The sequence below is a fragment of the Mesorhizobium sp. P2_A12 genome, assembly GCF_056405075.1.
Window position 1 is genome coordinate 448,191 of sequence record NZ_JBFUCU010000002.1, and the last position, 13,272, is coordinate 461,462.

12 protein-coding genes are annotated in these 13,272 nt (G+C 62.7%); 6 read left to right on the forward strand and 6 right to left on the reverse strand.

Annotated elements, in window-relative coordinates; genetic code table 11:
• The first annotated feature begins 241 nt into the window (after window positions 1-241).
• Window positions 242-457, forward strand: a complete 216-nt coding sequence (locus tag AC1DZU_RS07040; protein ID WP_477283039.1) for a hypothetical protein — start codon at window positions 242-244, stop codon at window positions 455-457.
• 141 nt (window positions 458-598) lie between these two features.
• Here AC1DZU_RS07040 and AC1DZU_RS07045 read toward each other — a convergent pair whose 3' ends face one another.
• Window positions 599-1,630 (reverse strand): hydroxyacid dehydrogenase, encoded by a 1,032-nt coding sequence (locus AC1DZU_RS07045; protein ID WP_477283041.1) that lies wholly within the window; start codon window positions 1,628-1,630, stop codon window positions 599-601.
• 193 nt (window positions 1,631-1,823) lie between these two features.
• On the opposite strand from AC1DZU_RS07045, the gene AC1DZU_RS07050 reads away from it, so the two are divergent.
• On the forward strand, window positions 1,824-2,903 hold the full coding sequence (locus AC1DZU_RS07050) for a LacI family DNA-binding transcriptional regulator (protein ID WP_477283043.1): 1,080 nt from the start codon (window positions 1,824-1,826) through the stop codon (window positions 2,901-2,903).
• A gap of 19 nt (window positions 2,904-2,922) precedes the next feature.
• Here AC1DZU_RS07050 and AC1DZU_RS07055 read toward each other — a convergent pair whose 3' ends face one another.
• Entirely contained in the window at window positions 2,923-3,150 is a 228-nt protein-coding gene (locus AC1DZU_RS07055; RefSeq protein ID WP_477283045.1) for a hypothetical protein, read from the reverse strand.
• Between the two features lie 70 nt (window positions 3,151-3,220).
• Here AC1DZU_RS07055 and AC1DZU_RS07060 point away from each other — a divergent pair, with 70 nt between their 5' ends.
• The gene (locus AC1DZU_RS07060) at window positions 3,221-3,352 is read left to right on the forward strand and encodes a hypothetical protein (protein WP_477283047.1); all 132 of its coding nucleotides are present in this window, start codon (window positions 3,221-3,223) and stop codon (window positions 3,350-3,352) included.
• Between the two features lie 18 nt (window positions 3,353-3,370).
• Here the strand turns inward: AC1DZU_RS07060 and AC1DZU_RS07065 are convergent, their stop codons facing one another.
• On the reverse strand, window positions 3,371-4,591 hold the full coding sequence (locus tag AC1DZU_RS07065; RefSeq protein WP_477283049.1) for an FAD-dependent oxidoreductase: 1,221 nt from the start codon (window positions 4,589-4,591) through the stop codon (window positions 3,371-3,373).
• Between the two features lie 94 nt (window positions 4,592-4,685).
• Window positions 4,686-6,206: a glucosamine inositolphosphorylceramide transferase family protein gene (locus tag AC1DZU_RS07070; RefSeq protein WP_477283051.1), complete on the reverse strand. Its 1,521-nt coding sequence runs from the start codon at window positions 6,204-6,206 to the stop codon at window positions 4,686-4,688.
• Between the two features lie 315 nt (window positions 6,207-6,521).
• Here AC1DZU_RS07070 and AC1DZU_RS07075 point away from each other — a divergent pair, with 315 nt between their 5' ends.
• Both AC1DZU_RS07075 and AC1DZU_RS07080 read left to right on the forward strand, forming a co-directional pair.
• On the forward strand, window positions 6,522-8,576 hold the full coding sequence (locus tag AC1DZU_RS07075) for a GumC family protein (protein WP_477283053.1): 2,055 nt from the start codon (window positions 6,522-6,524) through the stop codon (window positions 8,574-8,576).
• Between the two features lies 1 nt (window position 8,577).
• A complete protein-coding gene (locus AC1DZU_RS07080) occupies window positions 8,578-9,924 on the forward strand; it encodes a VpsF family polysaccharide biosynthesis protein (protein ID WP_477283055.1) in 1,347 nt (448 codons plus the stop codon).
• 363 nt (window positions 9,925-10,287) lie between these two features.
• Here AC1DZU_RS07080 and AC1DZU_RS07085 read toward each other — a convergent pair whose 3' ends face one another.
• Both AC1DZU_RS07085 and AC1DZU_RS07090 read right to left on the reverse strand, forming a co-directional pair.
• Window positions 10,288-10,635 (reverse strand): hypothetical protein, encoded by a 348-nt coding sequence (locus AC1DZU_RS07085; protein ID WP_477283057.1) that lies wholly within the window; start codon window positions 10,633-10,635, stop codon window positions 10,288-10,290.
• A 27-nt stretch (window positions 10,636-10,662) separates the two neighbouring features.
• On the reverse strand, window positions 10,663-11,265 hold the full coding sequence (locus tag AC1DZU_RS07090; protein ID WP_477283059.1) for a DUF924 family protein: 603 nt from the start codon (window positions 11,263-11,265) through the stop codon (window positions 10,663-10,665).
• 332 nt (window positions 11,266-11,597) lie between these two features.
• On the opposite strand from AC1DZU_RS07090, the gene AC1DZU_RS07095 reads away from it, so the two are divergent.
• Window positions 11,598-13,121 (forward strand): winged helix-turn-helix domain-containing tetratricopeptide repeat protein, encoded by a 1,524-nt coding sequence (locus tag AC1DZU_RS07095; protein ID WP_477283061.1) that lies wholly within the window; start codon window positions 11,598-11,600, stop codon window positions 13,119-13,121.
• Window positions 13,122-13,272 lie beyond the last annotated feature (151 nt).

Consider the following 13,272-nt stretch of genomic DNA (forward strand, 5'->3'; position numbering starts at 1 on the left):
GAAACGTACCAAACGCGTCTTGGTACAAAACCGACATATCCAGTCGGAACGCCGGATCACGGGGGCGATCGATAAAATCCGCCGGCTAACGACAAAGGCGCCATGTCACAACTGGTCATCCGTTCGAATCGTGGCTGATGACTCGCGTCTTTCTTTGGCAGGCGGGAAAGTGTAGGATTTTTGCGGTTGGCGGCGCGGACATCGTCAGGCAAGTGGCTGCTGTTCCAAGAGGGGGCTTCTCATGTCGAGCCTTAACAAGCGCCATCCCGGCTTCTATCCTTCCGATCTGAAACTGTGCCAACGCGTCTTCGACCAGGTCTGCTCCGAACGCAAACTTGATCCGAAGTCGCCGGAGCCGGACGTGCAGCGGCTCGCAGCCACGGTGTTCTCGCTGTTCGAGAATGGCTGCAGCAATGAAACCGAGTTGCTTGAGAGTTTCAGGCGGACCCGCCAGTGACCAAAGTCCGGGTCATGTCCTCCCACACCCGGGCAGCATCGAGTTGCGAGGCCAGGACAAGCATCGGGCGGAGATCGCGCGCGACATCCCCTGGCGGTATTTGATTGAGCTCCGGATCGATGGCGCGCCAACCGGGCAGCTTCAGTTCTTATCCACCGGTTTCGAACGCATCCTCGATACCGTCTCGCGCTCGGCGCGCTTGGAGCGCAGCGGCGGCAGGCCACGATCGACCAGGTCCATGTCCTCCAGCACCATGTCGCCCATGCGCTTGAAGGCGATGTCGAGGGCGCCGGCGCGATGGGCCGAGCGCAGGAAGCCGGGCAAGGCACGCACCGGATGGTCTTGCGCCAGTGGCTCCTCCGGGAAGACGTCGCTGGCGGCGACGATGTGGCCGCTCTTCACCGCCGCCATCAGGGCGGAAAAATCGACGACGCCGGCGCGGCTGAGCAGGATGAAGGCCGCGCCCCTGCGCATGCTGGCAAAGGCATCGGCGCCAAGAAAACCTTGATTCTCGCTGGTCACCGAAGCAACGACGAAGATGAAGTCGCTCTGCGACAGCACCTCGTTGAGCGAGGCTGGCTCGACGCCGTTGTCGATCAGGATCGACGGCGGCAGCCAGGGATCGAAGACTTTTGTGCGGGTGCGGAAGCCCGACAGCAGCCGGTTCAGCGCGCGACCGAGATCGCCGAAGCCGATGATGCCGACATCGGCGCCCGACAGCAACCGGGCTGTCCGGTTGCCATCGCCGCCCCACAGTTCCTTGCCCTGGCGAAAGGCGAGGTCGGCGTCGACGATATCGCGGGCGAGGTTGAGCGCCATGGCAAGGCCAAGCTCGGCCACCGGCTCGGCGAAGACCAGGCCGGTGGTGACGACATGGATACCGCGCGCAAACAGCGTCTCATAGGGCATGTTGTTGATCAGGTTGGTCTCGACGTTGAAGACACAGCGCAGCGCCTTCATCTTGTCCAGCGTTTCGGGCGTGATCGGCGGCTGGCCGACGATGTAGCGGGCTTCGGCCAGCACATCGGCCGGCAATTTGGCGACGCCGTCGGGCGTCGTCTCGACGATACGGTATGTTTTCCGGAAGCGTGCCAACTGCGGAGGCGTGAAGATGAGGTCGAGCGTGCGCGGTTCCGGCGCGCTGATGACCAGCGGCAAGGTGCTGTCTGACATAGCAATTTCCTCCGGGCGCGAACCTCATCGCACATTTTTAGTTTGCACATGTCGTTATCCCGTTGCACACTTTTGGGCGACATGCACGGAGACAAAATACCTCCGATTAAACGATTTACAATCACGAAAAATCGATTTACTCGTTTGGTAGCGGACGAAAAATACTGACGTCCGCGCCTCGTGAGGAGGACCAATGGCGCATAGGCAGGGCCAGCGGCGGCGTCCGTCGATCCACGACGTGGCACGCTATGCCGGCGTGTCGGCCGCCACCGTCTCTAAGGTCATGGCCGGCGTCACCACGGTGAAGCCCGAGAATGCGCAGCGCGTCTTCGATGCCGTCGAGCTTTTGGGCTACCGCGTCGATCCGCTGGCCTCCGACATGCGGCGGGCCAAGCGCCGCATCATCGGTGCCATCATGCCGGAGTTCGAGAGCGAGTTCTTCGGCCAGATGATCACCCAGCTCGAAGGCCTGGCCGAGCAGCGCGGCTATACGCTGGTGGCCGCATCGAGCCGTGAATCCGAGGCGCGTGAGAAGGAAATCCTCGAACGCATGCATGACTGGCGGGTGGCCGGCGTCGTGCTGGCGCCGGTGCGCAACGAGCACGGCCCGGCGGCCGGGTTCATGAAGGCCAACGGCATGACCGGCGTGCTGATCGACCGCGTGCTGTCGGACGACGCCTTCGACACCGTGTCGGCCGACAGTGCGGCGGCCAGTGCCGAGGTGGCGCGCGAACTGATCGGCAAGGGCCACCGCCATATCCTGGTTGTCGGCCTTGGCGAACAGGCAGCCACGATGCGCGCCCGCCTCGACGGCTTTCGCGGCACCGCGTTGGCGCTGGCGCCGGATGTGCGCATCGACGTCGTGCTGGCCGAAAGCGATGTCGAACCGCTCAGGTCGCAATTGCGTGACTATTTCAATCAAGGCGAAGGTGGGGGCGGGGGCCAACGCCCGACCGCCGTCTATTCGCTGTTCCTCAAGGGCACGCTGGTGGCGCTGTCCGAGTTCCGCCGGCGTGGCTGGCATTGTCCCAACGACATTTCGCTGGTCGGCTTCGACGATGCCGAGTGGATGCAGGTGACATGGCCGGCCATCGCCGCCGTGGTGCAGCCGGTGCGCCAGATCGCCGGCCACGCCATGGACGCCCTGTTTGCCAGGATTGAAGGCGGGGAGGGGCCGCCGAGAGCACGGCTCGAGCCTTGCCAGGTTTTGATGCGGGAATCCGTTGGCTCGCCAGGCAACAGTCCACATTCCGGGCGAGGAAACCGACGGTGAAGGCGATCGCCGCTATCGGCTACAGCGGCGCCGTTGCGCTGGAAATCTTCACCAAACGCTCCGCGGCCTCGACCAGACGCCATTGCGCGGTTTGTATCCTGCTGCGCAGCGCAATGTTCTCGGCCAGCATTTCTTCGGTGCGTTGAATCGCGAGCTCGGTCCGGTTGATGCGCTGCCTGGCATTGGCAACTTCCAAGCTCAAAATATCGGCCACCATCCCGTGACCGTGGGGTTCCGTGGTGTTCATCATAAGTTTCTAACACCTGGCGGGCGATTTCGTTCCCGCTTGCTGCGCACACGCGCACGAAACATGAACCATGTCGATGTGGACATTGCCGGCGGGTTGGCGGCCTGGCGGCCGGTGGCCCGACGATCCGGACGATGTGATTGGCGTCGGATTGCCGTTCCTGCGCGCCGAAGCACGCAAGGCGGGGATGACGCTGGGGTGATCCGGGCGACGGTGTGTTCTATGACGCTTCGCCGGCGACAGCATTTGCCCGCCGCAGGCCCAAATGCCGTATCTTGCGGCCGACGATCATCAGTTGGCGCGCGGTGTTGTTGCGCAGGCGGCGGATGCGCCATTCCAGCCCTGTGCCGGTGGTGATCTCCTTGGCATAGTAGCTCACCCGCATGCCGTTCTCATCGGAGGCGATTTTGACCGGGTCGTCATAAAAGGCGCAGATCTTGTCAGCCGCCATTCCAGGTGTTTCGAGCCAGCGCGGAATGTGAACCGAATGGAGCCGATCGACATCGGTCATCACCCGCTCGATGCCGACGCCCGGCGTCGGGCATGTGGTCCAGAAGGCGTCACCGATGAAGACGACCCCGTCGCGGCGATGGCCTTGCGTCGTGGTCAGATTGATCTGCCTGACCTCGACAGGGCCTGCCATCTCGAAGTTCCCGCATTGCGCTGATATCTCGGGCATCAGTTCGCAAAGCATCTTTTGCGGTTCCTGGCGAAACGCCCTGGTCCACGGCTCGGCCACCAGCCGGTAGACGAACATGTTTGCCCGCATCTTGTTGCCAATCGGAAAGACGCTGATGTAGGCGACACGGTCCCCGGCCCGTTTGGCGTAGCAGGTGACGGACTGATAGGCGAAGTCACGCGGCGCGATGGCAAGGTCGAAGCCGATCGATAGCGAAAATGCCTTGGATTCTTCTATGCGGTTCACGCCGATGGCGCGCCGCACCGCTTCGCTGTAGCCGGTGGCCACCACCAGAAGCCGCGCGTCAATGACGGAGCCGTCAGCGAGCACAAGCCGCTGCTTGTCCGGTCCGGTGGTGATCTCGGCGACCTTGCCCACCGTCAACGGAACTTGCGGCGGCAGTGCGTCGCGCAGGCCGTTGATCAGCGCGCCATAGGAAAATCCAAACTCGCGGTGCATTTCACGCGCGAACAATTGTCCGAGGCGAAAAACATGGACCTCGTCCATCGGGGTGACCAGAGGCAGAAGCGTCGCGTCGAGGCCCAGTCTCTCGAACTGCTGCATCTGCTTCGTGCCGATCTTCTCAGCCCTGAACTCGTCGTGATGGACGCGGTGCGGATCGATCAACGCCACCTTGCGCCCGGCTTTTCCAAGCACCGTCGCCAAGGTGGTTCCGGCCAGCCCGGCGCCGACAATCGCCACATCGACTTCGGCTGGGCCAGCCTCTGCGATACTCATTTCGCCGCCCTTTCTGCTGGTCATCTTTCCGCTCTGCAATCTGTGGTGGAAAATACGTCCGGACCCAAATCAACCTCAAGCAACCTGCGGGCGCGACTGGTAGTAACCAATGTTTAGGTTAATACCGCCCGCCTCGTTGCTTCCAGCGCGGTGCAATCGCCGAGCCGTCGATGAACTCAAAACCACCCGCCTCGTTGAGCGTGTGCAGCTTGCGCCCATCCCATAGCGCACCTGGATTTAAGATCGTCTCAACAACCTGCTCCATGCCGATCAAATCAAGGTGAGTGATGCGTGCGATGCCGAGCGCCGCGCCATAGCTTCTGCGACAGTCCTGCACCGGGCGCAGCAACTGATCGCCTCGTTTGACCATGCGGCCGGCCGGCCGCGCCGAGGCGATGTCGATCAGCACGGGATTGTTCGGGTGCGGCGTCCAGGGGCCGCGAAAATCCGGCGCCGACCACAGATGCAGCGTGTCGGAGAAGGCGCCTGCACCATCCCGGACGGTGGGTTCACCGTCCCGGACGGTGGCGAACATCCACCAGCTGCCGCCGTGCTCGACCAGAGTGGCGTCGCTGGCGACGATGTCGGACAGCAGCGTCGCCTCCTTGACCCAGCCGCCGGGAAAGGCTGTCGCCCGGTAAAGATCGACCGTGCCGTTGGCACAGCTTTCCGGAACCATCCAGACCTCGCCGTCGCGCTCGAAGACGAAGGGGTAGGAGAGATGGTACGGCAGTTCCAGCACCGGCTCAGGGCGGCCAAGCGGGCCGTCCGGACCGAACGGCACAGCCGAGATGACGGCCTTGCCGAGCCGGTGGATATAGTCCTCGACGAACAGGGTCAGCTGGCCCTGATAGAGGATCGGGAACGGATCGGCGTAGAAGCGGCTGCCATCGTCCGGCAGCACCTGCCAGCCCGATGCCGGATGCGCGCGAAGGTCGAACAGATCCCGGCCCTTGGTTTCGCGCCAGCCAACCTTCCAGTGCGGCGCGTTGTAGCAAAGATGGTAGATCTTCTGGACGATCCGCCGCGCCAGCGCCTTGGCCGCCCTGTCGCCAAGCTTGCCGGCCGAGGGCATCGTTGGCGGGGCACCAGCCTGCGCCTGTTCGGGCAGTACCGGCACGGCCGACGCTGCGCCTGACATCGCCGCGACGATCAGGCTTGCCGCACGCGCCAGCATGTCCTGGAAGGACGCCAGCGCGATGCCGCCATATTCGGTTCCCAGGCGCCCGGCGGCAATCGCAGCCCCGTTTTCCTCGACGCGGGCGAGTGGCGTCTGGCCGGCGAGGATCAGGGCGAGCAGGGCCGCTTCCCCGCTGGCGCCGCCATAGGTGACGCGCCAGATCCGTGTGCCTTCGAGCTGAACGTCACCGCAGAGGTCGACCACCAGATCGACCGAAGCGGGCGGCGCGCCATAGCGGGCAAGCGCCGAACGCGGCACGCGCTTTGCCAGCCCATCGCGGGGCAGGCCATGGATTGCCGTTTCAAGTTGGAACAAGGCCTCGGCGCTGCGCGGGATACCGCCGCCAGCCGGCCCGGCATCGACGAACAACTCGACATCCGCGAGCGCGGACAGGCGTTGAGCGAGCAGGACATGGAAGCCACGGACGCAATCGCCGTCCAGGCGCAGGCTTAGCCGCATGTTGAACACCTGGCATTTTCGTGGCCGACGTCAGAACATGGGACACTGGTGTCGGCCCGGTTGAAGTGTTGCCCCATTTTCGTCCGTCTCTCGTTCAGCTGCGCGGTGTCAACACCCCAGTGCGTTTACCCAAGCAAACTCCGTGCCAAAATTCATGCGGGTTCCAAACATAATTAATAATGTTTTAACAATTGGAGTAATAGCTAGGTTCATGCCCGCGATTTGGTCTTGCAGGCAAATGGAGTATTGTAGGAGGCAGCTATGCTATCATCTCTGCCCATTGTGCCTCAGCAATACTTTCCGGAAGCAGGATCGGTGGAACCAGCGGGATCATACGCACCCTCGACCGTCGAGCTTGGCGATCTGAAACGCATTCTGGTGCGCCGCCGTCTCTGGATCATCGGCACCGCCGTACTGCTGACGCTCGCAACCCTGCTTTACGGCCTCCTCACGCCGGCGCTGTACAGCTCCGTGGCGGAAATCATCATCGATCCGCAAGACCTGCAGGTGGTCACCAACAATATCAATCCGAGCGGGCTGGCGCCCGATGGCGGCATCACCCAGGTTGAAAGCCAGGTCAGCGTCGTCCAGTCGACGGGCGTGCTGCTGCGGGCGATCGCCGCGACCAAACTGACCGAGGATCCGGAATTCAACGGGCAGGGCATGGTGTCGCGCGTCCTCGGTTCCGGTTCGGTCGCGACCGACAGGACGGTGGCAACGCTCGACGCCCTGCGCCGGCGCCTGGCGGTGAAGCGGGCGGACAAGGTCCTGGTGATCGACGTGATCGTCACCGCCAAGAGCGCCGACAAGGCGGCACTTCTGGCCAATGCCATCGCGCAAGCCTATCTGGCCGACCAGGCGAGTTCGCGCGCGCAGGCCGCCACCGATGCGTCGAAGTCGATCACCGCGCGGCTGGACGAACAGCGAAAGCGCGTTCAGCAGGCCGAGAATGCCGTCGAGGCCTACAAGTCCGCCAACAACATGGTGATGGCGGCAGGCAATCTGGTCAGCGACCAGGAACTGACCGAGATCAATACGCAGCTTTCGGCGGCGCAAAGCCGCACCGCGACGCTGAAGGCGCAGGTCGACCAGATGCGCAAGCAGAGCGGCACGCCCGATGCAACCTCGGAAGCGATGCGCTCGTCGGTGATTTCGAGCTTGCGCTCGCAGGAAGCAACACTTGTCGACCAGGTCTCGCAGCTTGGCACGGAACTGGGGCCGCGCCATCCGTCGATGATCGCCGCGCAGCAGCAACTGCGTGACACGCGACAGCTGATCGCGCGCGAACTCGGCCGGATCCAGACGGCCACCGAGACCGATTACGAGCGGGCGCTTGCCAACCAGCAGGCGCTTGAAACGAAAGTCGCGAGCCTCAAGAACAAATCGCTCGACACCGACCAGGCATCCGTGCGGCTGCGCGAATTGCAGCGCGATCTCGAGGCGGTCCGTTCCGTCTACGCAACCTACCTGCAGCGAGCTCAGGAAACACGCGAGCAGATCAACGTCGACAGCACCAACGCGCGCGTCATTTCGGATGCCATGCCGGCCCAGAAAAAGAGCTGGCCGCCGCTGGGGCTGCTTTTGTTTGGCGCGGTGTTTGGCGGATTGGGGCTGGGCACCGGCCTGGCGCTGATTGCGGAATACTCCTCGCCCACGGTGCTTTCCAGCGCCCAGATGCAATTCACGATCGATGCCCCGGTGCTTGGCATCCTGCCTGCGGGAGCGAAGGCGGGACGGCGCTGGTGGCCTTTCGGCACCAGCCCGACCGTCGCGACCAACCAGAAGACGGACGCCGTCATCGGTCTCGCGCTCCGGCGCATGTTCAGCTCGGGCCGGCGTCCGGCGGATTGGCCGCTGGTGCCGTCGATCCTGGTGACGTCGCCGCCAGAAGATGGCCAGCAGCGCAACAGGATCGCACGGCTGCTCGCCAACGCCGCGGCGGCCAGGGGCAGCCGGGTCCTGTTCGTCGATACCAACACCAGCAACGGCCAGAAGGACCCGCAGCCCGGCATCCTCGATGTACTGCGCGGCGAATATGCGTTTGAAGCCGTCAGCCGGTACGCCCCGGGCAGCAACGTCGCCCTTCTGGGCAGGGGCCGACCCAAGGCGATCTTCCAGGAAGCGCACGGCGTCTACTTCGCGCAGCATATGCTGGCCCAGGCGAGCCGGAGTTTCGAACTCGTTGTCGTCGATGGCGGCGCGCTGGCCGAGAATCTGAATGCCTCGCCGCTTGTCGCCATGGTCGACGAGATCGTAGTCGTCGCCAGGCTGAACGCCACGCCGATGCGCGATGTGACGGCGACGATGCAGGCGATTTCCGTCATGGGGCGGGTGCCGACAGGCGCGTTGCTGGTCGACGAGGCGGCCTGACATGGCGTCCGGCTGGAGCGGAACAGCCTCGAATTTCGGCGCTGCCGCGCCCCGCGCCGGCACCTCCGTCGATGCGGTGACCCAGGTTGGACTGATCGCGGCCGTGCTGGTGCTGTTCGCCGTCTCGGGCGGCATGCTCTGGCTGCTGGGCTACAATTACGACGGTCTGTCAGGCAGCGCGGCGACCAAGATACATCCCTCCACCTATCTCATCATTCTGCTGTTTGCCTGGCGTTCATGCACGTTCGGCAATCCGGTCGGCTATTGCGTCCACGTCGCCGACAGGCGGCCCGCCACCGCACTGATGAGCGTCATCGCCGTCGTGCTCCTGGTCGTCGTCATCGTCAGGCAACGTCCGGGCATGGCCGGCATGATCGACACTTTCGTGGCTTCCGGGCTGCTGGTGCTCATGCTCGGCGAGGATGACGAATGGACATTCGCCCGGCTGCCCACCGTCATTCATGCGGTCATGACGGTGAATGGGCTGCTCGCCCTTGTCGAATTCGCCACCAAGACGCTGGTGTTTCCCTATCGTTTCGATGGCGAGGTGTTTGCCACCGATCCGCGCTCGAGCGCGCTGCAGGGGCATCCGCTTGTCAATGCCACTGTGACGTCGGTCTACGTGCTTGCCCTTTTGAGCGGCTCAAGATCGCTGCCGGCTCCGCTGCGGCTGGCGATGATCGGCCTGCAGTGCGCGGCGCTCGTTGCGTTCGGCGGCCGGTCGGCGATGGTGGTGACTATACTCCTCGGCGGCAGCTATTTGCTCTTCCACGGCTTTCGCAAATTGCGCAGGGGTCGCGTCAACCTGCTCGGCGCCGCACTGGCGATGATGCTGGCCGCGCTGCTGCCGGTTGCCATCGCCGTATTGGCCTCGCAGGGCTTTTTCGATGCGCTGCTTGGCCGTTTCGTGTCGGATGGCGGCAGTGCCAATGCCCGCGTCGAGATGTTCGAGATCTTCAACTATCTGGAACTGCGCGATGTGATCGTCGGGCCGAGTGTCGAACTCGTCGAGAGCCTGCGCCGGATCAACGGCCTCGAATGGGGTATCGAGAACCCATTCGTGCGCATGACGGTCTACCAGGGCGCCTTCTTCACCCTTTTGATGATGTCCAGCTTCGGGCTGTTCATGCATGAGGTGGCGCGGCGCTGCCATCCTGGCGTGTGGCTGCCGGTGGTGGGCTGGCTCATTCTTCTCAACACCTCGGAAAGCATCTCCTCCAAGACCACGCTGCTCACCAAGGTCGCCGTGCTGTGCCTTGCCCTTTATCGGCCGGCGCGGTCGGTGATCAGGCCGGTCAGCGTGGTTCGTCCTTTCGCGGAACCGCAGAACCGCTCCACATCTTCTTGATGCAATTGCGGACGGAAAGCCGTTTCACAAAGCTCAATCAACCGGCTGCCGCCAATGGCCGAGATGGGCCGGAAGCAGTAGGTCAGCTTGTGGTGGAGGGAACTACGATAGCGGACCTTTAACCTCCAAGGTCAGATGTCGTGACGTGACCCCTTCGAGACGTTCGAGCCTGCAGCGTGGAAGGACCCGATTCGAGCCATTTCCCTACTTTCCGCGCGATGAATCTGCTGAGAGCCACAGGGGGACTTGGCTCATGCGGGCAGACCTGCTTCTACCAGCAAACGCTCGAGTTCGCGAACCCTCTCGGGATCTCGGTATCGCTCGCCACGCGTGAAGCCGGAGGCGGTAAGATCGGGCTTGCCCCTAAGCCTCTCTCGCCATGCGATGAGCTTCATTGGCTCGATTGAGTTGTATGAACGCCGCGGCGCGGTAAAGCCGCGACCGATTGGTTTGAAAGGTGAGTTTGCCAAGGGATGCAAGTGCGTCGTGGTATCGGCCCAGTGCGAAAAGGGCTACGCCGCGTTCCTCGACGCACCCCACAGGGAGGAACGGGTCAAGCATTTCGGCTTCGTCGAGGAGCCGCAACGATCTCTCTCCTTCTCCGACGAACGTGAAAATCGCTGCGCATCTTGCTTTGATGTAAGCGTCTGTCGGGTTGAGTTCGATCGACTTGCAGTTGTGAGCGAGCGCCTCGTCGTAGTTTCCCTTCATCAGGCTGGGTCGGCGAAAGCGTACTGTTCAGAAGCCTCTCCCGCACCTCGACAAGAACGCCCTTTCCTCGACCGTGGACTGGCGCCCGAGGACATCGTTCCGATGTGGAAAGCGACCGAAGCGCGCAATAATATCGCGATGCTTCCGGATTTGGTCGACAGTCGGCTGCCAGAGGGGCCGAGATTCGGCGGACGCCGCCACCAGCCTGCCTTCGGCTAGGCCCAGGATGTAGTTCTGGTCGTCTAGGTCCTCGTGATGCACGAAAGGAAGGCCCAGCGTGAATTGCTCGAGCGTCTCATAAGCCTCCCATCCATCCGCAACCATTGTCCTCGCGAGATCTCGGGCGAGCGGGTCGTAGGCATATGCCTCGGCACTGGCGCGGTGGATATTGCGTGGAAACTGGTCGAAAAGAACGACCAGCGCTATCGCTTCCTGACGGCCCAGTTGCTCCGGGGCCCACGTTTGTCCAGCAGCTGCAGCGATCAAGTGACCGAACCTTCCGCGTATGACCTTGTCGGTCGCGTCGGATTGTTCCATCCAGAACCTGACGCGCTCGCCTGCCATGGCCTCAGTGCAGGGCTGTCCTCCGAACCAGAACTGGTAGATGTGGCTGAGATCCGCTTTGTCCATCCGATGAGCTCCTCTCGATTGATGCGGGTTGGAAGATCCAGTGCGCCACCACCAGCGCAGCCGTTGCGAAGTTGAAGAGGATCGCCAGCAGCAAGCATGTCGATGGCCCCCTGGCTGTCTCGTGCTGGGCTTCTATTGTCTTTCTTTGCAGCGCGCTCTGGTCACGGAGCAGTGCAAGCTCGGCGAAGGGGTCATGCCAAACGTAGGGAAACATCGGGGCCTCCTGCCGTATTGATCGATGATTATGGGAGATTGGCGTAAGGGCGCGGATCGAGTATCGAATAGGGTCCGAAATACTTCCGAAAAGTGAGCCAGCAAGATCGACCGGCGACATGCACCCGCGCTTGAATATTGGCGATTTGGAATTTGATCCGGCGACGGAATCGGTCCGCCGCAACGGCGAAACATGGTCGCTCGGTTCTCGAGGCTCCCGTCTCCTTGCAGCCCTGCTTAGTCGCCGCGGCGACATTCTCACCAAATCGGAGCTGATGGATGCTGCATGGGAAGGGCGAGCCGTAGAGGAAAGCAACCTTTCGGTACAGGTTGCCTCGCTAAGGAAGATCCTCGGCAAGGGCTCTCACGGCGACATCATCGTTACGGTGCCCCGCATCGGATATCGCCTGGCATTGCCCGACGTCTCTGGCCGTCCTGCCTCGCCGCTCAGCGAAAGGCCGTCGGTGGCGGTTCTTCCCTTCTTCAACCTGAGCGAAGACCAGGAGCAAGCCTACTTCGCCGACGGCCTGGCGGAAGAAATCATCGGTGTCTTGGGCAAGGTTCCGGGACTGTCGGTCATCGCTCGCAACTCGAGCTTTGCTTATCGCGACCGGAACATTGACGTGAGAAAAGTCGGCGCCGACCTCGAGGTCCGGTTCGTGCTGACCGGAAGCGTGCAGCGTTCCGGCCAGAGGCTGCGCATGTATGTAGAGCTGGCCGACGCCGCAAATGGCTCGCAGGTCTGGTCGACGCGGTTCGATCGCGATCTTACCGACATTTTCGCGATCCAGGATGAGGTTGCTCGCGAGGTCGCGGACGCGCTTCGCCTTTCGATATCTCCGCGCACCACTCTAGTCGAGCTCGAAGGAAAGTCGGCGAACCTCGAAGCGTTGGACCTCTCCCTTAGAGGCAGAGCGATACTGTTTGCAGAGAGTCCATCTCTGGACCGGGCGCGCGCCGGCATCGAACTCATGCGCCGTGCGCTTGCCGTCGATCCCACCCTGCCCGGGCCCTACGTCGCCCTTTCAATAGCGTTCTTGACCATGGCCGTGAACCGTTGGCTACCGGACGTCACCGCCGGGGTCGCCGAAGCACGCCGATGCGCCGATGCCGCCGTCGAAATCGATCCGGACTTTGCACTGGGCTACGGCATCTCGTCGATTGTGGCCTTGATGGAAAAGGACGGCGCCCGCGTCGAGACCGACTCCCTCAAGGCCTTCGAAATCAACCCCAACCATACCCTCGTTCAAGTGGGACGCGGCAATGCGTTCACGCATGGCGGCCGACCACTGGAAGCTATCCCCTACTTTGAGGAGGCCATCCGGCTCGACCCGGCGCTGACTCACCAGAACCTGCACCACCTTGCAACGGCATACCTGTTCGGAGCACGCTACGAAACGGCAGCATCGCTGCTCCGGGCGCGCATCCTGCTGGTCCCAGAAACCGATATGTCACGCGGCTACTTGTGCTCGGCGCTTGGTCATTTGGGTCAAGTGGAGGAGGCCCGCCGAGTCTGGAACGATCTAACTGCCATCAACCCAGCGTATTCACTTCGGGAACGCCTTTCGAACTTCTGGTTCGCCAGTCCGTCCGATCCGGAGCGAATTGTTGAAGGTGCCGCCAAAGCAGGTTTGCCGATCTAGCGCACAATTCCGGTGGTGGATCCTCGGATATTCCCCTAGTCGCTGTGAAGGAAGCCGTGCGGATACGCCCGAAGAACGATAGCGGACGTTCAGCCCGGTGGGACCAAGGTCTGAAGCTAGCCAAAGCGGACCATCTATGGCGGCTAGTTGC

Excerpts from the sequence above, each read along its gene's own strand:
- AC1DZU_RS07080 (WP_477283055.1), top strand. The coding sequence starts at position 8,578 with ATGGCGTCCGGCTGGAGCGGAACAGCCTCGAATTTCGGCGCTGCCGCG.
- AC1DZU_RS07060 (WP_477283047.1), top strand. The coding sequence starts at position 3,221 with ATGTCGATGTGGACATTGCCGGCGGGTTGGCGGCCTGGCGGCCGGTGG.
- AC1DZU_RS07070 (WP_477283051.1), bottom strand. The coding sequence starts at position 6,206 with ATGCGGCTAAGCCTGCGCCTGGACGGCGATTGCGTCCGTGGCTTCCAT.
- AC1DZU_RS07065 (WP_477283049.1), bottom strand. The coding sequence starts at position 4,591 with ATGACCAGCAGAAAGGGCGGCGAAATGAGTATCGCAGAGGCTGGCCCA.
- AC1DZU_RS07090 (WP_477283059.1), bottom strand. The coding sequence starts at position 11,265 with ATGGACAAAGCGGATCTCAGCCACATCTACCAGTTCTGGTTCGGAGGA.
- AC1DZU_RS07055 (WP_477283045.1), bottom strand. The coding sequence starts at position 3,150 with ATGAACACCACGGAACCCCACGGTCACGGGATGGTGGCCGATATTTTG.
- AC1DZU_RS07040 (WP_477283039.1), top strand. The coding sequence starts at position 242 with ATGTCGAGCCTTAACAAGCGCCATCCCGGCTTCTATCCTTCCGATCTG.
- AC1DZU_RS07095 (WP_477283061.1), top strand. The coding sequence starts at position 11,598 with ATGCACCCGCGCTTGAATATTGGCGATTTGGAATTTGATCCGGCGACG.
- AC1DZU_RS07050 (WP_477283043.1), top strand. The coding sequence starts at position 1,824 with ATGGCGCATAGGCAGGGCCAGCGGCGGCGTCCGTCGATCCACGACGTG.
- AC1DZU_RS07045 (WP_477283041.1), bottom strand. The coding sequence starts at position 1,630 with ATGTCAGACAGCACCTTGCCGCTGGTCATCAGCGCGCCGGAACCGCGC.
- AC1DZU_RS07085 (WP_477283057.1), bottom strand. The coding sequence starts at position 10,635 with ATGAAGGGAAACTACGACGAGGCGCTCGCTCACAACTGCAAGTCGATC.